This is a genomic window from Luteimonas aquatica, from assembly GCF_022662575.1.
GTDB classification, from domain to species: Bacteria; Pseudomonadota; Gammaproteobacteria; order Xanthomonadales; family Xanthomonadaceae; genus Luteimonas; species Luteimonas aquatica.
Genome location: NZ_JALBFU010000010.1, coordinates 22785 through 42867, shown reverse-complemented (window position 1 = coordinate 42867; position 20083 = coordinate 22785). Strand labels below are relative to the sequence as shown.

At 70.4% G+C, this 20083-nt stretch carries 16 protein-coding genes; 9 read left to right on the top strand and 7 right to left on the bottom strand.

All coding sequences use genetic code 11. From position 1 onward, the window contains the following. Positions 1–25: 25 nt before the first annotated feature. Both MD221_RS14575 and MD221_RS14570 read left to right on the top strand, forming a co-directional pair. Positions 26–1243, top strand: coding sequence for an RtcB family protein (locus tag MD221_RS14575; RefSeq protein ID WP_425602290.1), 1218 nt, complete (start codon positions 26–28; stop codon positions 1241–1243). A 387-nt stretch (positions 1244–1630) separates the two neighbouring features. Beyond that, positions 1631–2542 carry an SdiA-regulated domain-containing protein gene (locus MD221_RS14570; protein WP_242112599.1) on the top strand — a complete coding sequence of 304 codons (912 nt, stop codon included), beginning with the start codon at positions 1631–1633 and terminating at the stop codon, positions 2540–2542. A 47-nt stretch (positions 2543–2589) separates the two neighbouring features. Here MD221_RS14570 and MD221_RS14565 read toward each other — a convergent pair whose 3' ends face one another. The 5 genes from MD221_RS14565 to MD221_RS14545 all read right to left on the bottom strand — a co-directional run bounded on the left by MD221_RS14565 (position 2590) and on the right by MD221_RS14545 (position 8721). After that, positions 2590–5709: a LysM peptidoglycan-binding domain-containing protein gene (locus MD221_RS14565; protein ID WP_242112597.1), complete on the bottom strand. Its 3120-nt coding sequence runs from the start codon at positions 5707–5709 to the stop codon at positions 2590–2592. Positions 5710–6012: 303 nt separating this feature from the next. After that, positions 6013–6432, bottom strand: coding sequence for a PepSY domain-containing protein (locus tag MD221_RS14560; protein WP_242112595.1), 420 nt, complete (start codon positions 6430–6432; stop codon positions 6013–6015). Positions 6433–6612: 180 nt separating this feature from the next. After that, positions 6613–6996, bottom strand: a complete 384-nt coding sequence (locus MD221_RS14555; protein WP_277928918.1) for an MmcQ/YjbR family DNA-binding protein — start codon at positions 6994–6996, stop codon at positions 6613–6615. A 28-nt stretch (positions 6997–7024) separates the two neighbouring features. Further along, positions 7025–7786, bottom strand: a complete 762-nt coding sequence (locus MD221_RS14550; RefSeq protein ID WP_242112592.1) for an ABC transporter permease — start codon at positions 7784–7786, stop codon at positions 7025–7027. After that, on the bottom strand, positions 7783–8721 hold the full coding sequence (locus MD221_RS14545) for an ABC transporter ATP-binding protein (RefSeq protein ID WP_242112591.1): 939 nt from the start codon (positions 8719–8721) through the stop codon (positions 7783–7785). The genes MD221_RS14550 and MD221_RS14545 overlap by 4 nt, the downstream gene beginning before the upstream one ends. A gap of 224 nt (positions 8722–8945) precedes the next feature. Between MD221_RS14545 and MD221_RS14540 the strand changes: the two genes are divergently transcribed. From MD221_RS14540 to MD221_RS14525, 4 genes are all read left to right on the top strand, one after another. Next, a complete protein-coding gene (locus MD221_RS14540; RefSeq protein ID WP_242112590.1) occupies positions 8946–9320 on the top strand; it encodes a YciI family protein in 375 nt (124 codons plus the stop codon). Positions 9321–9469: 149 nt separating this feature from the next. Continuing rightward, a complete protein-coding gene (locus MD221_RS14535) occupies positions 9470–11674 on the top strand; it encodes an AAA family ATPase (RefSeq protein ID WP_242112589.1) in 2205 nt (734 codons plus the stop codon). A gap of 115 nt (positions 11675–11789) precedes the next feature. Beyond that, positions 11790–13304 carry a M14 family metallopeptidase gene (locus tag MD221_RS14530; RefSeq protein WP_242112588.1) on the top strand — a complete coding sequence of 505 codons (1515 nt, stop codon included), beginning with the start codon at positions 11790–11792 and terminating at the stop codon, positions 13302–13304. 99 nt (positions 13305–13403) lie between these two features. Then, positions 13404–15521, top strand: a complete 2118-nt coding sequence (locus tag MD221_RS14525) for a M13 family metallopeptidase (RefSeq protein ID WP_242112587.1) — start codon at positions 13404–13406, stop codon at positions 15519–15521. A 66-nt stretch (positions 15522–15587) separates the two neighbouring features. Here the strand turns inward: MD221_RS14525 and MD221_RS14520 are convergent, their stop codons facing one another. Beyond that, positions 15588–16163 (bottom strand): hypothetical protein, encoded by a 576-nt coding sequence (locus tag MD221_RS14520; protein WP_242112586.1) that lies wholly within the window; start codon positions 16161–16163, stop codon positions 15588–15590. A 152-nt stretch (positions 16164–16315) separates the two neighbouring features. Here MD221_RS14520 and MD221_RS14515 point away from each other — a divergent pair, with 152 nt between their 5' ends. Further along, on the top strand, positions 16316–16972 hold the full coding sequence (locus MD221_RS14515) for a YceH family protein (RefSeq protein ID WP_242112585.1): 657 nt from the start codon (positions 16316–16318) through the stop codon (positions 16970–16972). 63 nt (positions 16973–17035) lie between these two features. Here the strand turns inward: MD221_RS14515 and MD221_RS14510 are convergent, their stop codons facing one another. After that, entirely contained in the window at positions 17036–17647 is a 612-nt protein-coding gene (locus MD221_RS14510) for a TetR/AcrR family transcriptional regulator (protein WP_242112584.1), read from the bottom strand. Positions 17648–17748: 101 nt separating this feature from the next. Between MD221_RS14510 and MD221_RS14505 the strand changes: the two genes are divergently transcribed. Beyond that, positions 17749–18489, top strand: a complete 741-nt coding sequence (locus MD221_RS14505) for a 3-oxoacyl-ACP reductase family protein (RefSeq protein ID WP_242112583.1) — start codon at positions 17749–17751, stop codon at positions 18487–18489. Further along, positions 18482–20026, top strand: a complete 1545-nt coding sequence (locus MD221_RS14500) for an MFS transporter (protein ID WP_242112582.1) — start codon at positions 18482–18484, stop codon at positions 20024–20026. The genes MD221_RS14505 and MD221_RS14500 overlap by 8 nt, the downstream gene beginning before the upstream one ends. Positions 20027–20083: the final 57 nt, after the last annotated feature.

Sequence of the window (20083 nt, the reverse complement as noted above, 5' to 3'; positions counted from 1 at the left end):
AAGGAACCATCACATGAGTACGGAAATGACCACGCATTACGAATTGCTGCACGCCGAGGGCAGCGCCACGCCGATCAAGGGCTGGGTGCGCGGCGTGCCGCTGGAGGCGCAGGCGCACGAGCAGCTGCGCAACATCGCCGCGATCCCGTTCGTCGGGCCGTGGGTGGCGGTGATGCCGGACGTGCACCTGGGCAAGGGCGCCACGGTGGGATCGGTGATTCCGACCCGGGGCGCCATCATCCCGGCCGCGGTCGGCGTCGACATCGGCTGCGGCATGGCCGCGGTGCGGACCACGCTGCGCGCCGGCGACCTGCCGGACAGCCTGGCGCAACTGCGTTCGAGCATCGAGCGCGGCGTGCCGGTCGGCAACGGCCCGGGCGGCGAGCACCGCCGGCTGCCGGACAGCATCGAGACGCGCCTGGCGCAGTCGGGGCTGATGGCGCGGCTGGAGGCGATCAAGGCCAAGCACCGCAAGATCCGCACCGACAAGATCGATCGCCAGATCGGCACGCTCGGCGGCGGCAACCACTTCATCGAGGTCTGCCTGGACGAGAGCGACGCGGTGTGGGTGATGCTGCACAGCGGATCGCGCGGCACCGGCAACCTGATCGGCAGCTACTTCATCGAGCGGGCGCGCGAGCAGCTGGCGCACCGCGTGCTCGGCTTCCACCTGCCGGACAAGGACCTGGCCTTCTTCATGGAGGGCGAGCCGCTGTTCGACGACTACGTGGAGGCGGTGTCGTGGGCGCAGGACTACGCACGCGCCAACCGCGAGGCGATGATGGCCAGGGTGCTGCAGGAGATGCGCCACCGGCTGCCGAAGTTCCAGCTGGAGAAGATGGCGGTGAACTGCCACCACAACTACGTGCAGAAGGAAACGCACGGCGACCAGGACCTGCTGGTCACCCGCAAGGGCGCGGTGAGCGCGCGCGCGGGCGAGCTGGGCATCATCCCGGGCAGCATGGGCACGCGCAGCTACATCGTGCGCGGACTCGGCAACCCCGACAGCTTCCACAGCTGCAGCCACGGCGCCGGCCGCGTCATGAGCCGGACCCGGGCGCGCAAGGAGATCACGCTCAAGCAGCACCGCGAGGCCACCGCGCACGTGGAGTGCCGCAAGGACGCGGCCGTGGTCGACGAGTCGCCGGCCGCCTACAAGTCGATCGACGCGGTGATGGCCGCGCAGAGCGACCTGGTGGAAGTGGTGCACACCCTCCGCCAGGTGCTATGCGTGAAGGGGTGAGGGCCCGCGCGCTTAGCGGACGCCCACAAGGCGTCCGCTGCGGGCCCGAACGCCCGGCCATGGAAGCCGGGCCGGACGTTCCGAAGCCGGCGTGCCTCGCCATGGATGGCAGTAAAGCTCTCGATGCGACGGATGCCCACAAGGCGTTCGCCGCGCACCCGAACGCCTGGCCACGAATCTCGAGCCGCGCCGCCGGGGACGGCAGCAATCGCCCATCCCGCGGTTCAACGCCCACCATTCTCCAAGCATGAAAGTTCTTTTGCCCTTCTCCAGAGAGGGGCTTTTTTATGCCCCGACTTACCAAAAAGTAACGCGCCCCCGCTACAGTAAGCCCCCTTCCGCGCCCAGCCCCGCATGCCGGTCTCCCGCCCCAGATCGCGCCGCAGGATGCTGCGCTGGCTCTCCGTCCTCGTCCTTGTCGTGCTGCTGCTCTGGGCGCTGTTCGTGGCCGTACGCTTCTACCACGTCGACAACCGCATGCAGCGCTGGTGGATGTCCTGGCACCCGGACTCGGCGTGGAACCAGCCGCGATGGCGCGGCCGCAGCCTGTGGCTGCCGGGCTACCGGTTCGACATCGAGGGCCGCGAGATTCCCGGCATCGAGGACAATCTGTCCGGCCTGGACTTCGACCATGCCCGCGGCGAGCTGGTCGGGGTCATCAACCGCCCGGGCGAGGTGGTGGTGCTGGATACCGAAGGCAGGCTGTTGCGACGGCATCGTCTCGTCGGCGCTTCCGACGTGGAAGCCCTGGCCTGGCTGGGCGAGAGCCGGATCGCGCTGTTGCAGGAAGGCCGGCGCTCGGTCGCCGTGGCCGCCCTGCCCGCGCGCGACGGCGAGCCGATCCGCATCGATCCGGCCCGCGTGTACGCGCTCGCGCCGGGCGAGCGCGACAACAGCGGCCCCGAGGGCATGGCCTACGATGCCGCCACCGACACGCTCTACGTCACCAAGGAGCATTCGCCGGTCGCCCTGCATGCCATCCGCGGCCTGCGCGGCGGCGGACCGCTGGCGACCACCGACCTGAGCGGATGGCTGAAGCGCATGCCCTTCGCCACCGATTTCTCCAGCATCGAGTTCGACCCGCGCCATCGCCATCTGCTGCTGCTCAGCGACGAGTCGCAGATGCTGATGGAGATCGGACCGCACGGCGAGCCGGTCAGCTGGCGCTCGCTCGACGCCTCGCGCCTGGACCGGCTGCCGGCGCCGCAGCCCGAAGGCGTGACGCTCGACGACCAGGGCACGATCTACGTGGTGAGCGAGCCGAACCTGTTCTACCGGCTGCGCCGCGTCCGCGACTGACCGGCCGCCCCGTCCGCGCCTGTCGCGCACGGACGCGGCGGCGATGCTCAGGCCTGCGGCAGCGGCGTCGCCTCGTACCACTGCAGGAACGCATCGACCTCGCCCACGGTATAGGGTCCATGCTTCGGACCGGTGATCGGCCCGCCGGTGGTGTACCTGGTCTCGTTCGGCATCTGCACGGTCTTGTCGCCGCCGAGCTTGCCGGCGTCGCCGCCGAAATCGTCCAGGCTCTGGTGCAACCAGTCGCGGATGTGCTCGAGCTTTTCGATCGGCATGTTGTTCAGCCAATCGACGAACTGCTGGCGCTGCTGCGGATTGTTGAGGTCGTAGCCCTTGCCTTCGGCGTACTTCTCCAGGATCGGCACCGGGCTGTAGCCCTCGCCGCTCTGGTCCACCAGCGCCTTGGCCGTGTCCGGATTCAGGCCGGCGTGCTGCAGGAAGTCGGCCGAGGTCTGGTTCATGTGCTTGTTGGACTCGTTGCTCTTGGCGACCAGGCCGATGCCCACTGCCGCCACCACGCTCAGCGCGATGCCCACCGGTCCGCCCCAGGCGCCGATCGCGCCGATGCTCGACGCGAACACCAGGCCGCTGCCGGCGGCGGCCACGCCGTACACCGCGGCCGAGGCGTAGTCGCCGTCGATGAGCGCCTTGCCGGCGAACGCGGCATCCACCACCACGCCCACGCCGGAGACGATCTTGCCGGCCAGCGAGCTGCCCAGCGCCTCGGTGCCGGCGCCGCCGGCGCCGCGCGCGGCGAGGATCTCGGCGCTCTTCTGCGTCAGGCCGGCCGCATCCGAGGCGACCTTGACCCAGTTGAGCACGTTGGCCGGATCCTTGAACGCCTTGTCCACCGAATAGGCCAGGCCGACGCCCGCCGCCGCCACGCCGATGCCGCGGAACAGCTGGCCGACGCCGGTGGACTTCTCGAAGCCCTTCACGCCCTCCAGGTTGTCGTTGAAGGTCTTCAGCCGCGCCTCGAGGTCGGCGGCGGTGTCGCCGGCCTGCGGCAAGGTCTTCTTCAGCTCGTCGACGGCCGCGCTCAGCTTGGCCTTGTCGACGCCGAGCGCGGTGGCGAGCTGGCTGTTGTTGAGGCGGGCGATCGCCGCCTCGGCGCGCTGCATCGAGGCCGGGTCGGCGGGATTGGCGTTCTTGATGTCGGGCAGCACCTGCCCCTTGACGTAGGCGTTGGCGGCCTCGCCGAGCAGCTTGCGGCCCGCATCGCCGTACTTGGTATAGGTCGCGATGTCCTTCAGTCGCGTGTCGGTGACCTGCTCCGGGTGCCGCCCCAGCATGGTGCTGAGCGCGAACTGGTTCTTCGGGTCCTCCAGCAGCGACTTGATCTGGTCGTCGTAGCCGCCGGCGCGCTGCAGCTCGTCGATCTGCTGCTGCAGCTTGATGCCCTGCTGCGCCACCTGCTCCTGCAGGTCGTCGACGCGCTTCTCCCAGCCCGGCCCCTTCGAGGCGGTGTAGTCGGTGATCGCCTTCTGCAGCTGCTCGGGCGTCATGCTGCCGCCGTGGTTGGCGACCAGCCAGTTCAGCTCCTCGGTTTCCTTGGTGTAGGCATCCACGCTTTGCGCCAGCGGTCCCTTGGAGAACTGCTGCACGCCGTTGATCACCACGTCGCGGTTGCCCAGCGCGATCGCGTAGACCGGGCTGCCGCCCTGGCCGATGAAGTTCGGCACCGAGTTGAAATCGTAGATGCCGGTGTCGGCCAGGCGCTGGATCGCGGCGTCGCCGTCGGGCGTGCCGCGCACGCGATCGAGCACCGTCAGCAGATGGGTCACGCCCTCCGGGCCGAACTGGCCGCCCTGGTCGTTCATGCGGTACTGCTCGAACGCCGGCACCGCGCTCTTCACCAGCGCGGCGGCGACGTCCTTGTCCAGGCCCTTGGTCAGCTCGTCCAGGCGCTTGGTGGCGTTGAGCGCCGGCACCGCGTCGCCCTGCGCGTTCCCCGGCTTCTGCCCCAGCGGCTCGGTCGCCCAGGCGGCGGCGTCGCTGATGATGCTGCGCGTGGCCGGATCGGCCAGCAGCTGCTGGCGCGTGGCCGGGTCGGCCTTGGCATAGCCTTCGCTGAGGATGCTCAGCGACTGCTGCGCGTCGCGGCTGCCTTGCGCGGCGAGCACGATGTCCCGGGCCGAGTCGCCGGCGGCGACGGCGGTGTCGACCGGAACGCCGCGCTCCTTGAGCAGCTCGACGGTGCGACCGGGCAAGGCGTCCGCGACGATGCCCTGGTCGTTGACGCCGCCCACCTGGTCGACGTAGGACTGCACGGTCTTGTAGGCGTCGAGCTTCTGCGCGTCGGTGGCGCCCTTGGCGATCACGCGGTCGACGCTGGCCAGCACCTCGGGCGCGAAGCGGGTCTGGATGCCCTGCGTGGTCAGGACCTGCATCGCCTTGCCGGGCAGCGCGTCCGCGACGATGCCGGCATCGCCGATGCCGCCGACGCGATCCACATAGCCCTGCACGGCGGCATAGGCCTGCGTCCGCTCGGCGGCGCTGGCGTCGGGCTTGAGCAGCGGATCCACCGCGGCGATGACCTCGGCGCGCAGGGCGACCGGCAGGCCGTCCTTCTGCAGCAGCTCCGAGGCGCGCATCGGCAGCGCCGTCTCGACGATGCCCTGGTCGCTGATGCCGCCGACCTGGTCGACATAGCCTTGCACCTTCTCGTAGCCGGCCAGCCGCTGCTCGAGGGTGGCGTCGCGCCCGATCACCTGGTCGACCGCGGCGATGACGCGCGCATCGGTGCGCGTGGGGATGCCGGCCTGCTCGAGCGTCTTGGCCGCCTGGGCGGGCAGCGCGGCCTCGTCGATGCCGCTGCCGCCGATGCCGCCGGCGCGATCGACGTCGGCCTGCACGGCGAGATAGGCATCGTTCTTCTGGTCGGCCGTCGCGTCCTTGCCGATCACCGCGTCCACCGTCTTGGCGACGGCGGCATCGACCTTGGCCGTCGGCAGGTTCAGCACCTCGCCGACCGCCAGGCGTTCCGGCGTGCGGATCTGCGGGTTGATGTCGAGGATGGCCTGCGGCGTGGTGCGGTTCTGGTCGGCGATGCCCTGCAGGGTCTCGTCCGGCTTCACCGTGTGGGTCGGCTTGGATTCGGGCGGCGGCGGCGGAGGCGGCGGCGGAGGGGGCGGCGGCGGCGGAATACGGTCGGCGGGAACGGACATGGGACGCGCTCGCGTGGAAGTGCGGGAGCGCATAGATGACCGCTGCGATCTGAATGCCCCGGCAACCGCCATGCGCGCTGTCAACACGCCGTCTCACGCTTGTCATACTGGTGTGCTCGCGGCGCATTCCACACCCCGAAACCGCGCCCCGCATGCTGTGCGACGCGCCGCAAGCTAGGGAACGCCCTAGGCGCGGCTGTCACGGTTTTTCGCCCTCCCCAAACGCGCGCGGCGCGCGATTGCGCGCCGCGGCGGGGCTGAATGCGGGCGTCCCCGGCGGCGCGTCGGCCGCCGGGGCGCGGATCAATCCTTTTCCTTGCCGATGACCTTGCCCGTGGCCGGATCGATCCTCAGCTCCACGTCCTTGCCGGCCGCATCGTCGGCCTCGGCGTTCCAGATGCCGTTCTTGTAGTCGACATCGTGCACGTTGGTGTAGCCGGCCGCCGACAGCTTCGCGCGCACGTCGGCCTCGCCCAGGTTGGCGACCTGGTCGTCCGGATAGACGGCGCCGGTGGCGGGGTCCAGGCGCAGGTCGACGCGGTTGCCGTCGGCGCTGCGCGCATCGGCCTTCCACACGCCGTCGCGGAACTTCACGTCGTTGACCTTGGTGTAGCCCTGCGCCTCGAGCTTGGCGCGCACCTGTTGCTGCGTGAGCGCCTCCTGCGCCGAAGCCGTGCCGGCGATACCGGCGAGCACGATCGCGACTGCCGCAGTCTTCTTCATCTCGGTCTCCGATGGAGGGGGACTGCAGTGTCGGGCGGCCGCCGGAAACCGCCGATGAATACGCGCGAGCGGCGATCGCGCCAGCGTTGCGCGGATCATCGCGATGCGAGACCGAAGGCGATCCGCCGTCGCGTGTTCATGCGTCCTTAAACAGCGTGAACGCGATCGGCGCCGCGCCAATCACGCCGGATCGCGCGAAGGCGCGGCCTCCCCGAGCAGTTCGCGTCGCTTCTTCCCGCTCAGGCCGCCGAGCGCACGCCGGTACGACCATTCCACGAGCTCGCGCAGGTACGCCTCCGGCATCCTGGAGACGTCGACGATCGTGACCCAGTGGTAGCGCGCCATGAAGCGCGCCGGCTTGCAGCCGGGCATGTCGGTCAGCTCCAGGAAGCGGTCCGGCGTGACGCGCAGGCTGAAGCGCCAGCGCTCGGGCTCGCTGGTCTTGAACCAGGCGAAGTACTTGCCGCCGACCGTGTAGCCGAGGATGTTGGTCGGCGGCGGCCGCGGATTCTCCACGGCGCCTGGAAGGCGCCGGCAGAAATTCCGCAACCGCCGCACGTTCATCGCCACCGGATCGCTCCGTGGCCGCCGCTCACTGCTTGAGCTTCCACCCGGTGCGGAAGATCCACCATACCGCCGCCAGGCAGGCGGCGAGGAAGCCGACGATCGCCGCCGCGCTCACCGCCACGTTGACGTCGGAGATGCCGTAGAAGCTCCAGCGGAACCCGCTGATCAGGTATACCACCGGATTGAACAGCGCGATCTTCTGCCACACCGGCGGCAGCATGCCGATCGAGTAGAACGCGCCGCCCAGGAAGGTCAGCGGCGTGACCACCATCAGCGGGATCACCTGCAGCTTCTGGAAATCGTCCGCCCACAGGCCGATGATGAAGCCGAACAGGCTGAAGGTGAGCGCGGTCAGCAGCAGGAAGCACACCATCCACAGCGGATGCGCGATCTCGTAGGGCACGAAGATGCGCGCGGTGACCAGGATCAGGATGCCGAGCATGACCGACTTGGTCGCCGCCGCGCCGACGTAGCCGATTACCACCTCCAGCCACGACACCGGCGCCGAGAGCAGCTCGAAGATCGTGCCGGCCCACTTGGGCATGTAGATGCCGAACGAGGCGTTGGAGATGCTCTCGTTGAGCAGCGAGAGCATGATCAGGCCGGGAATGATGAAGGCGCCGTAGCTGACGCCGTCCACCTCGCCCATGCGCGAGCCGATCGCCGCGCCGAAGACGACGAAGTACAGCGAGGTCGACAGCACCGGCGAGGCGATGCTCTGGGTGATGGTGCGGAAGGTCCGCGCCATCTCGAAGCGGTAGATGGCGCGGACCGCGTGCCAGTTCATGCCTTCGCTCCCTTGGACGCGTGCACCAGGCTGACGAAGATCTGCTCCAGCGAGCTCTCGCTCGAATGCAGGTCCTTGAAGTCGACGCCGTGCTCGCCCAGGCGCCTGAGCAGCGCCGCGATCCCGGTCTCCTCGGTCTGGGTGTCGAAGGTGTACACCAGCGTCTGCCCGTCGCCGGACAGCTCCAGCGGCAGGCCGCTCAGGCCCTCGGGGATCCGCTGCAGCGGCGTCTGCAGGGTCAGCGTCAGCTGCTTCTTGCCCAGCTTGCGCATCAGGGCCTGCTTCTCCTCCACCACGATCAGCTCGCCGTGGTTGATCACGCCGATGCGGTCGGCCATTTCCTCGGCCTCCTCGATGTAGTGCGTGGTGAGGATAATGGTGGTGCCGTTCTCGCGCAGCCGCCGCACCATCTGCCACATGTCGTGGCGCAGCTCGACGTCCACGCCCGCGGTGGGCTCGTCCAGGAACAGGATCTCCGGCTCGTGCGCGAGCGCCTTGGCGATCAGCACGCGCCGCTTCATGCCGCCGGACAGCGCCATGATCTTGCTGTCCTTCTTCTCCCAGAGCGAGAGATCGCGCAGCACCTTCTCCAGGTGCGCCGGGTCGGGCCGCTTGCCGAACAGCCCGCGACTGAAGCGCACCGTCGCCCAGACGCTCTCGAAGGCGTCGGTGGACAGCTCCTGCGGCACCAGGCCGATCTTCGAGCGCGCGGCGCGGTAGTCGCGGGCGATGTCGTGCCCGGCGGCGGCGACGCTGCCGCTGCTGGCGTTGACGATGCCGCAGACGATGCTGATCAGGGTGGTCTTGCCGGCGCCGTTGGGGCCCAGCAGGGCGAAGATCTCGCCCTTGCGGATATCGAGGTCGACGCCCTTGAGCGCCTGGAACCCGGACGCGTAGGTCTTGCGCAGTCCGCGGATGGAAATGATCGGTTGCACGCGAGAATCTCTGGGGACGCCATGAGGACATCGAAACGACGCCGCACATCCTAGCCGATGACGCGTCGCATTCCTTGCGACCGGCGCGAGGAAACATGGAGGAGACAGCATCCCACCCATGGGCCAATGCCGGCCTCGGCCTTTCTTGCGCTGCAGCATCGATCCCGCATGCTTCCGCGCGCCCGGTCGAGTAACCTGCACGCCCCCAACCCGGATATCCGCCCATGCAATTCGTGGTCCTGATCTACGACGACAAATCCCTGGCCGGCGAACTGCCCGAGGGCGAGTACGACGAGATGATGCGCGGCTGCATCCGCCACGCCGACGAACTGCGCGAGAGCGGGCACCTGCTGGCCTCGCAGAAGCTGCAGGAACCCTCCACCGCCAAGACCATCCGCGTGCGCAACGGCCGCAGCAGCGTGGTCGACGGGCCGTTCGCGGAAACCAAGGAAGTGCTGGGCGGCTTCAACCTGATCGAGGCCAAGGACTGGGACGAGGCGATGCGCATCGCGCACAGCTTCCCCTGGGCGCGCACCGGCAGCGTGGAAGTGCGGCCCGTGGACGATTTCGACGCGGTGCGGCGCGCGGTCGGCGCATAAGGCCGGCGCGGGCTCGCCGCGCGGTTTCCGCGATCCCCAAAGACGATCCCCGAAGGCGATCCCAAAAGACGATGCCGCAACGGCGGTTGCGCCCGATATCCCAATCCGTACGATAGGACTTCGTGGGCCACCCAGGCCCGGGCTTGCAGATGAACAGGACGACGAGCAACGCCTTCGCGCAGCGCCAGGCGCCGACCGCCACCGACCTGAACGCCGTCGAGGCCGATCTCGACGCCCTGTCCCGCCGCATCGATGCCGCGCTGCGCAGGCATTTCGCCGGCTGGCGCCTGCACCGGCTGCTGCGCGCCGCCGCCCACGGCGCCACCGCCGCCTGGCTGCCGTCGTGGTGGACGCTGCTGGCGGCGGCGATCGCATTGATCGGCGTCGGCGTGTCCACCGACGGCGCATCGCCGCTGCGCTACGTACTGATGGCGGCGATCGTGGTGGCGGCGCTGCTGTTCGAGATGCGGGTGCGGCCGCGCGTCTCCCTGGCCGCGCACCGCTTCCGCCTCATGCGGCTGACGGCCGCGCACGAGGCGGGCGACTACCCGCACGCCTACACGGTGGCGCGCATCCACGACAGCGGCAGCGGCTTCGCCACCCTGCACTGGAAATCCATGCGCGGCGTGGCGCCGGGCGACATCGTGGCCTCGGTCAGCGATGCCCAGGACCGCGGCCTGGCCATCATCGTGCTGCGCACCGAAGGCTGGCTTCCGATCATGGTCTGGGACCGCGACCTGTACCAGGACAACGCCCTGCCGCCGCTGCCCGCGGAACTGCAGCAGCTGGCGCGCGAATTCGGCGCCGCCTGCGACACCTATCGCGCCCATGCCCCGAAGATCGAACGCAGCCGCGCGCTGCGCGCGGCCCCGCCCGCGCAGCCGCGCCGCGGCGAGGCGGCCTGGGCGCGGATCGCGCTGCCGGAGGCGACCGCGACGCGGCTGACGACGATGGCGCGGCACTTCGCCCAGGGCAGCGCCTCGGCCGCGCGCGGACTGCTGCTGTACGGCCCGCCCGGCACCGGCAAGACGCTGGTCGCCAAGGCGCTGGCCGACAGCCTGGACTGCGCCTTCTTCGCCCTTTCGCTGCCCGACCTGAAAGCCGGCTACGTCGGCCAAAGCGGCGAGAGGGTACGCGAGATCTGGCATCGCGCGCTGGCCGAGCCGCAGGCGATCGTGTTCGTCGACGAATGCGAGGGCGTGTTCGCCCGCCGCGGCGGCACCCATACCGATGCCTTCGGCGAGGACATCGTCAACGCCTTCATCGCGCAATGGGACGGCATCGACAAGCAGTCCAGCGTCTGGGTGATCGGCGCCAGCAACCGCCGCGACCTGATCGATCCGGCGATCCTGTCGCGCTTCGAAGACCAGATCCAGATCGGCCTGCCGGACGAGGCGCAGCGCCTGGAGATCCTGCGGCACGAACTCGACCGCCTCGGCCGCGCCACCGCGCTGCCGGCGCGTGCCGCCGCCCTCACCCAGGGCATGTCCGGACGCGACCTGGCCGGGCTGGCCAAGCGCATCGCGCGCGAGCTTGCCGACGATGCGCCGCTGAGCGAGGCCGTGCTCGACGCCTATACCGTCGCCTTCCGCCGGCAGGGCTCCACCGCCACCGACGCCGGCGCCAGCTGGGACACGCTGGTGCTGGCCGAGCGCACGCTGCAGGACCTGAAGACCACCGCCGGCCTGCTCAAGAACGCCGACACCTTCCTCAAGCGCGGCATCGGCGTGCCGCGCGGCCTGCTGCTCTACGGGCCGCCGGGCACCGGCAAGACGCAGATCGCGCGCACCCTGGCCAACGAGACCGGACTGCGCTTCATCGCCGCCTCCACCGCCGACGTCAAGCAGGGCTGGCTCGGCCAGAGCGGGCAGAAGGTGCGCGAGCTGTTCGAGCGCGCGCGCGAATCGGCGCCGTCGCTGCTGTTCATCGACGAGATCGACGTCATCGCCGGCAGCCGCGGCGGCGGCGACGCCTTCACCGACGAGATCATCGGCCAGCTGCTGCAGGAGATGGACGGCGTGCAGGCGCAGCCGCGGCCCGTGTTCGTGGTGGCGGCCACCAACCGCGTCGAGCATGTCGACGCGGCCCTGCTTTCGCGGCTGTCCAAGCGCATCGAGGTCCCGTTGCCCGACGCCGAGGGCATCCGGCGCCTGCTGCGGGTGATGCTGGCCGGCAAGCCGCTGGCCTTCGAGGCCGAGGCCGGCATCGCGCACCTGGCCGGATACGCCTCGGGCTGGAGCGGGCGCGGATTGCGCAACTGGATCGAGCACGCCGAGATGCGCGCGGTGCACCGTGCCATCGAGGCCGGCGATCCGGATTCGGTCGCGCTGACGCTGGACGACTTCGCCGCCTGACCGCATCGGGACGCCGCGGCGAAGTGCCGCGCCGCGTGCCCGCCCCGCACCAACGGCACATGCCGGCGCGCAGCGGCGGCCTACAATCGTGGCTTCGCCCCCGCCACGCACGCGCATGACCACCGACTCCGCTCCGCATCCGCTCACCCGCGCAGAACGCAGCCGCTACGCCGACACCTCGCGCCACGCCGACGTCATGGACTTCATCGGAGCGTTGTCCGCGCTCGGCGATGCGCGACTGCACATCGGCGATTTCGGCCAGACGCCGCAGGGACGCACGCTGCCGCTGCTGGTGCTGTCCGCGCACGGCCACTTCACCCCGGAGGCCGCGCACGCCTCCGGCCTGCCGGTGGTGCTGGCGATCTGCGGCATCCACGCCGGCGAGGTCGAAGGCAAGGAGGCGGCGCTGATGCTGGTGCGCGACCTGCTGGCCGGCCGCCACGGCGACGTGCTCGAACGGCTAACCCTGGTGGTGGTGCCGCTGTTCAACGCCGACGGCAACGAGGCCATCAGCCCCGACAACCGCCGGCTCGACATCGCCAACCTGCACGGCCAGCTCGGGCCCGACAGCGGCGTGGGCACGCGCAACACGCCGGCGGGGGTCAACCTCAACCGCGACTACCTGCGCCAGGAGGCGCCGGAGATGCGGCTGCTGCAGACCCGCGTCTGCCACGCCTGGAACGCGCACCTGATCGTCGACTGCCACGCCACCAACGGCTCGATCCATCGTTTCGACCTGACCTACGACGTGCCGCATACCCTGGAGAGCGGGCGGCGCGAACCGATCGACTACATGCGCGCCAAGCTGCTGCCGGCGGTGCGCGCGGCGGTGCGGGCGCACGATGGATTCGACACCTTCTGGTACGGCAACTTCCTGCGCGACGAAGGCGGCCAGGGCATGGGCTGGATCACCTATACCCACCATCCGCGCTTCGGCGGCAACTATCGCGGCCTGACCAACCGCATGGACCTGCTGCTGGAAGCCTATTCCTACATTCCCTTCGAGCGGCGCGTGGGCGTCACCTACGCCTTCCTGCGCGAGACGCTGCACTACGTCGCCGCGCACGGCGACGAAATCGTCGCGCTGCTGTCGGCATGCACGCTGCCGCCCGATCGCATCGCCGTGCGCTACCGGCTGGAGGAAATCGCCGGCGCGCCGGCGACGATTCCCACGCGCGATCCGTACGCGCTCGACGGCGCACCGGTCGAGGTCGAGGTGCCGCACCTGGGGCGCTTCGTCGGCGACCACGTGGTCGAGCGCCCGTTCGCCTACGCCGTGCCCGGTCAGATCGCCGCGCGGCTGGAAGGCCACGGCCTGAAGGTCGAGCGCCCGGACACGGCGCCGCGGCTCGAGGCGCGCATCGCCACCGTGCGCGGCCGCGTCTCCACCGTCGGGCGCGAAATCCTGGAGGCCAACGCCTCCTCCTACCTCGACGCCGACTATCGGCAGGAAACCCGCGCATTGCCGGCGGGCTGGGCGCTGGTGCCCACCGCGCAGCCCTACGGCGCGATCGCAGTCTATCTGTGCGAGGCCGGCAGCGACGACAGCCTGGTCGCCTGCGGCTGGGCCGAGGAGCCGGGCATCGGCGAGGAATTCCCCGCCTGGCGGGTGGAGGCGGTGCAGGCCTGAACGCGCGCGCGGCGCGATGCCGCGCGTGACTTTCGCACTTTGCGCCATCCGGACGATGGCACTACCCTGCGCGCTCTCCTTACCCGACCGGGATGCGCCATGACCGCTCCGCTCCGCCGTTCAGCCCTTTTCCTCGCCGTTGCCGCGCTGGTGGCCGTCGCCGGCTGCGAGCGCAACGCGCCGCAGCAGCCGGAACCGGCGGCCAAGCCCGAACCGGCGTCCGCGCCCGCCAAGCCGATGCTGGGCAGCTTCGGCTTCGACGCCGGCGGCATGGACCGCAGCGTCGCGGCGGGCGACAACTTCTTCGACTTCGCCAACGGCGAATGGGTCAAGCGCACCGAGATCCCCGCCGACCGCTCCGCCTACGGCAGCTTCAACCTGCTCGCCGACAAAGCCGAGGCCGACACGCGCGCGATCATGGAAGGCGCCGCCAAGGACGCCCAGGCCGGCGGTGAGGTGAAGAAGATCGGCGACTACTACACCGCCTTCATGGACGAGGCCGGCATCGAGGCCAAGGGCCTGGCGCCGATCCAGCCGCAGCTCGAGGCCTTCGGCAAGATCGCCGACGCGGCTGCGCTCTCGCGCGAATTCGGCGCGCAGCTGCGCACCGACGTCGACGTGCTGAACATGACCGACTACTACACCGACCGCCTGCTCGGCCTGTGGATCACCCAGGACATCCACCAGCCCGACCGCTACGTGCCGTATCTGCTGCAGGGCGGCCTCGGCATGCCCGACCGCAGCTACTACCTCGACGGCGGCAAGGCGGCCGAACTGCGCAAGCAGTACCAGGCGCACGTGGCCAAGGTGCTGACCCTGGCCGGCGTCCAGGATGCCGAAGCCAAGGCCGGGCGCATCCTCGCCCTGGAAACCGCCATCGCGCGCGTGCACGCCTCGCAGGAGCAGACCAACGACGTGCAGCGCGGCGCCGCCAACATCTGGAAGCAGGCCGATTTCGCCGCCAAGGCGCCAGGCATCGACTGGGCCGCCTTCTTCGACGCAGCCGGCCTGAAGGGCCAGCAGGACTTCGTCGTCTGGCAGCCGGAGGCCGTGATCGGCATCGCCAAGCTGGTGGCCTCGCAGCCGCTGGACACCTGGAAGGACTACTTAGCCTTCCACGCCCTCGACCGCGCCTCCGCGCACCTGCCCAAGGCCTTCGCCGACGAGCAGTTCGCCTTCTACGGCACCACGCTGATGGGCACGCCGCAGCAGCGCCCGCGCTGGAAGCGCGCGGTGGCCGAGACCAACGCCTCGCTCGGCGAGGCGGTCGGCAAGCTCTACGTCAAGGACCACTTCACGCCCGAGACCAAGGCGCGCGCCGAGGAGATGGTGAAGAACATCATCGCCGCCTTCGGCAGGCGCATCGACGCGCTGGAATGGATGGCGCCGGAAACCAAGGCCCACGCCAAGACCAAGCTCAACGGCCTGCGCGTGGCGCTCGGCTATCCGGAAAAGTGGCACGACTATTCGTCGCTGGAGGTCAAGCGCGACGATGCGCTCGGCAACGCCGAGCGCGCCGGGCTGTTCGAGTACCGCCGCAACCTCGCCAAGCTCGGCACGCCGGTGACGCACGACGAGTTCTACATGGTGCCGCAGACGGTCAACGCGCTGAACGTGCCGCTCGAGAACCGCCTGGCGTTCCCGGCGGCGATCCTGCAGCCGCCGTTCTTCGACCCGGCCGCGGACGATGCGGTCAACTACGGCGCGATCGGCGCGGTGATCGGCCACGAGATCAGCCACAGCTTCGACAACAACGGCGCCCAGTTCGACGAGAACGGCAAGCTGCACAACTGGTGGACCGAGGCTGACTTGAAGCGCTTCGACGCCGCCGGCGACGCGCTGGCCGCGCAGTACGATACCTACAAGCCCTTCCCCGACGTTTCGGTCAACGGCAAGCTGACGCTCGGCGAGAACATCGCCGACGTCGCCGGCCTGGCCGCCGCCTACGACGCCTACAAGGCCTCGCAGCAGGGCAAGGAAGACAAGCCGCTGGACGGCTTCAGCGGCGACCAGCGCTTCTTCCTCGGCTTCGCCCAGGCCTGGCGCAGCAAGATGCGCGAGGCCACGATGCGCAACCGCCTGCTCACCGACGTGCACGCGCCCGCGCAGTACCGCGCGCTGACCGTGCGCAACCAGGACGCCTGGTACCCGGCCTTCGACGTGAAGGAAGGCCAGAAGCTGTATCTGGCGCCGGACAAGCGCGTCAAGGTCTGGTGATGCGATGCCGACGATGCGCGGGACCCGATCCCGCGCATCGTCGCTGCGCCGCCGCGCGCGGCGAGGTCAGGCCGGCGATCTGCGCCCGCGCCCCAGCCACCAGGCGATGCCGACGCCGCCCAGCAGCCAGCCGATCACCTGCTCGGCCAATGCGGCGAGCGTGAGATCGAGCGGGAACAGATACCAGTTCCAGTACGGCACGTTCACCGCCAACCAGGCGAACAGGCCGAGCGCCGCGCTGACCGCGACCCTGCGGCCGAAGCCCGGCGGCGCCGATGCCAGGATCCACGCCGCCAGCAGCGCGGCCAGGAACACGCTGGCGAACTGCTTCACCAGGCTTGGCGCCATGCTGCGGATCGAGGGATTCCCGCCCGGCCGATAGATCACCAGGGCGTAGGGCTTGCTCGCGTTCTGCGCGATGAAGCTTTCCCTGGCGACCGGGTCGCCGTATTTCTCGAACTCCATGCTGGGGTACATGTAGACCCCGTCGCCCTGCGCGGACTGCGACAGCGCGCCGAGCACCGCGTCCTGCTGCGCCGGATGCCTGAATCCGGCCTCCCCGATCGGCAACGCCATGTGGGCGACGGCGCCCCAGACGAAGACGATGATCCCGCCGATGATGCCCGCAACCAGAATACGCATGACCGAACTCCCCTTGCGCAAGTGAAGGCGTGGGGAGCTTGCGCCGATCCCGGCCGGCCCACAACTGCCGCCCGGCGGCTCGGGCCTGGGGTGGCCCTCCCCCGGCCGCGCCGCTCGGGGCACGGCAGGACGGCCTCTGATAGGCTCCTTCCATGTCGACAGAGATTCCACTGCCGGAGGTTCCCGCGCCCCTGTCCGGCATCGAGGCCCGCATCCTCGGCTGCCTGATCGAGAAGGAGGCCACCACGCCCGAGGCCTATCCCCTCACCGCGAACAGCTTGCTGCTGGCCTGCAACCAGAAGAACAACCGCGAGCCGGTGATGGAACTCGAACCCGGCGCCGTGGGGCATGCGCTGCGCGAGATGGAAGACAAGCGGCTGGTCCGCTCCGAGCACGGCGCGCGCGCCGATCGCTACGAGCACCGCTTCACCCAGGCCTATTCGGTCACCGCGCAGCAGCAGGCCATCCTCTCGGTGATGCTGCTGCGCGGCCCGCAGACCGTGGTCGAGCTGCTGACCCGCTGCGAGCGCCTGGCGAAGTTCCAGGGCGCCGAGGAGATACGCGCCGTGCTGGAGCGGCTGATGCAGCGCACGCCGGCGCTGGTCGTCAACCTCGGGCGCGCCGCCGGGCAGCGCGAGGACCGCTACATGCACCTGCTCGCCGGCCCCGTCTCGGCCGAGCAGTTCGCCAGCGCGCGTCCCGCGCCGGCGCGCGAGCGTACCTCGTTGGAGAGCCGCCTCGACGCGCTGGAGGCGACGGTCGAAGCGCTGCGACAGGAACTGGACGCATTGCGCGGGCGGATCGACTAGGCCCCGCGCGGATCGCGGAAGAGCCGCGCGGCACGGGCCATCCCGCGCGCGACGCGCCCCTCGCTATCCGTCAGCGCCGACCAGGCAGTCCCAGCTCGCCATCGCGCAGTCCACCACCGACAGCAGGCGCTTGCGCGGCGCGCCGTCGCGCACCTGCAGGGACAGGCCGTTGAGCACGGTCGCGTAGTAGGCGGCGAGCGCGGCCACGTCGGCGCCCGCCGGCACGTCGCCGTCGGCGATGCCGCGCTGCAGGCGGGCGCGGATGCGCTTTTGCGTCTGCTCGCGGCATGCCACCAGGTCGTCGAAGATCTCCGCGTTCTCGCCGGTGCGGTGCGGCGCGCCAAGCACGACCAGGCAACCGCGCCCGGGCTGCTGCGCGGTGAAGGCGCGCGCCGCATCGCGCAGCATGGCCTCGATCGCCTCGCGCGCCGTGGCCGGTTCGCTCAGCGCCCGGGCCGTGGTCGACCCTTCGGTGGCGGAATACAGCGCCAGCGCCTCGCGGAACAACGCCTCCTTGCAGCCGAAGGCCGCGTACAGGCTCGGCGGGCTGATGCCCATCGCCTGGGTCAGCTCGCCCAGCGAGGCGCCGTCGTAGCCGCGCTCGCGGAACAGGTTCATCGCCTGCCGCAGGGCCTGGTCGCGATCGAACTGGCGGGGACGGCCGCGCTGGGCCATGGCGAGCACCTCATTTATTTACCGATCGATACATAAGGCCATTGACATCCGGCGTCAAGGCCGGCTTAAATAATATATCGATCACTATATAAATATTCCCTATGAACACGCTTGCAGGCAAGACGGCGCTGGTCACCGGCGCTTCCCGCGGCATCGGCGCGGCGATCGCGCTGCGCCTGGCGCAGGAAGGCGCCGATGTCGCCATCACCTACGCCAGTTCCGAGGACAAGGCCGCCGAGGTGGTCGCGGCGATCCAGGCGCTGGGCCGGCGCGGCCGCGCCTACCGCATCGACAGCGGCGACGCGGACGCGCTGCGCGCGGGCATCGACCGGGTGGCGGCCGACCTGGGCGGCCTGGACATCCTGGTCAACAACGCCGGCGTACTGATCGCCGGCAACGTCGAGGGCTTCGCGCTGGAGGATTTCGACCGCACCATGGCGGTCAACCTGCGCGCGGTATTCGTCGCCACGCAGGCGGCGGTGCGGCACATGGACCGGGGCGGGCGCATCGTCAACCTCGGCAGCTGCCTGGCGCAGCGCGCCGGGCGCGCCGGCATCGCCGTGTACGCGGCCAGCAAGTCGGCGCTGGGCGGGCTCACGCGCGGCTTCGCGCGCGACCTGGGCGAGCGCGGCATCACCGTGAACCTCGTGCATCCCGGCCCGACCGACACCGACATGAACCCCGCCGACGGTCCGCGCGCCGACGCGCTGCGCGCGATGATGCCGATCCCGCGCTACGGCGAAGGGGCGAACATCGCCAGCCTCGTCGCCTGGATCGCCGGCGAGGAAGGTCGCTATGCCAATGGCGCCGAATTCGCCGTCGACGGTGGCATCAATGCCTGACGTCGCGCCGCCGCCCGTGGCCGCGCCGCAGGCGCGCGCGCATTCGCGCGGTGACCGATGGCTGGTGCTGGGCGCGGTCTGCCTCGCCGGCCTGGGCATGCCGCTGGCCTTCACCGGGCCGCCGGTCGCGCTGTCGGCCATCGCCCGCGACCTCGGCGGCGATCCGGCGATGCTGGCCTGGATCGTCAACGGCTTCATGCTCGCCTTCGGCGGCGTGGTGATGGCCGCCGGCACGCTGGCCGATCTCCACGGCCGCAAGCGCATGTTCGGCATCGGCCTGGCCTCGTTCTCGCTGGTCTCCTTCGCATTGGGCTTCGCGCCCGACGTGCTGTGGCTGGACGGACTGCGCGCGGTGCAGGGCGTCGCGGCGGCGCTGACCCTGTCGGCCGGCGCGGCCTCGCTCGCGCAGGAGTTCGAGGGCCACGCGCGCACGCGCGCCTACAGCCTGCTGGGCACCACCTTCGGCCTCGGCCTGGCCTTCGGCCCGCTGCTGTCGGCATCGCTGGTCGCGCACTTCGGATGGCGCTCGGTGTTCGTCAGCGGCGGCGTGATCGCGCTGCTCGCGCTGCTCTTCGGCGTGCCGCGCATGCGCGAATCGCGCGATCCGGACGCGCGCGGGCTCGACTGGCCGGGCACGCTGAGCTTCACCTTCGCCCTGGTGGCCTTCACCTTCGCGGTGGTCGAGGCGCCGCAGCGGGGTTGGGGCAGCGGCCTCGTGCTCGGCCTGCTGGCCGCCTCCGCGATCGCCCTCGGCGTCTTCGTGGCCGTGGAGCGCCGCGTGCCGCGGCCGATGCTGGACCTGTCGCTGTTCCGTTATCCGCGCTTCGTCGGCGTGCAGGCGCTGCCGCTGGCGACCGCGTTCTGCTACGTCGTGCTGCTGATCCAGCTGCCGATCCGCTTCGTCGGGATCGAGGGGCGCGGCGAGGTTACCGCCGGCCTGATGATGATCCCGCTCTCGGCGCCGATGCTGGTGGTCCCATTGCTCGGCGCGATGCTCGCGCGGCGCATCTCGGCCGCCGCGCTGTCCGGCGTCGGCCTGGCGATCGCTGCGGCGGGCCTGGCCTGGCTGAGCCGTATCGCGCCCGGCGCGCCGGCGGCGACGCTGGCCTGGCCGCTGATCGTCATCGGCATCGGCAGCGGCCTGCCCTGGGGCCTGATGGACGGCCTGTCGGTGAGCGTCGTGCCCAAGGAACGCGCCGGCATGGCCACCGGCATCTTCACCACCACGCGCGTGGCGGGCGAGGCGATCATCCTGGCCGCGGCCGGCGCGGCGCTGACCGCGTTCGCGCAGGGCGGCCTGTCGGGACAAGCCGGCGCCGATGCCGGCCGCTACCTGGCGGCCGGGGACCTGGCCCGCGCCTCGCTGCACGCGCCGCGCCTGTCGCGCGAGGGCCTGGCGTTGGTCCATGCGCATGCCTTCGACACGCTGCTGCTCGCGCTGGCCGCGCTGACGCTGCTGCTGGGCCTCGCCTCCTACGTCCTGTTGCGCGAGCGCGCTCCTCGCGCCTCTGCCGCCGAACCCTGTCTTTCCCGGTAAGGCAAAAAAGAAGGGCGGCCGAAGCCGCCCTTCCCGCGCATGCCGCCTTCCCTGGCG